Consider the following 553-nt stretch of genomic DNA (forward strand, 5'->3'; position numbering starts at 1 on the left):
TCCATCCCGACTGTTTCTGCAAAAGAAGAAAGGGACGGCAGGGAGAACGCTTTTCGAGCAGAATTGAAAGCGGTTGCAGCTAAAACCTATAAATATTATCAAGACCATACGGATCCGGAGACCGGTCTTACATTCGATGAAACACGTTATACTGATGAAGACAAAGTGAATGCTGCACACACCTCGCCTACTAATATAGGCATGTACATGATGAGTACAATATCGGCTCAGGAAATGGGGATCATTTCAAAAAAAGATGCGGTCAATCGCATACAAGTGACCTTAAACACGTTAGAGTCTCTGGATAAATGGAATGGGTTATTCTATAACTGGTACTATACAGAAGACGGTTCGCTGAAAAAGGACTGGGGCCAATTTATCTCTCAGGTAGATAACGGATGGTTGTCTGCAGGGTTGATTGTGGCTGGACAAGCATATGAAGAATTAAATGCTCAAACAAGCGAATTGGTTGATAATATGGATTATTCCACCCTGTATGATCCTGAAGTCGGTCAATTCCGAGGGGGATATGATGCGGTTCAGGAAAAATTGA

At 42.5% G+C, this 553-nt stretch carries 1 protein-coding gene; it reads left to right on the top strand.

The window, feature by feature from the left end; all coding sequences use genetic code 11:
* Positions 1-3: 3 nt before the first annotated feature.
* A partial coding sequence (locus HP456_RS24760) for a DUF3131 domain-containing protein (protein ID WP_312857818.1) occupies positions 4-553 on the top strand: 550 nt, incomplete at its 3' end.

The sequence above is a fragment of the Bacillus haikouensis genome (assembly GCF_013179555.1).
GTDB lineage: Bacteria > Bacillota > Bacilli > Bacillales > Bacillaceae_B > Rossellomorea > Rossellomorea haikouensis_A.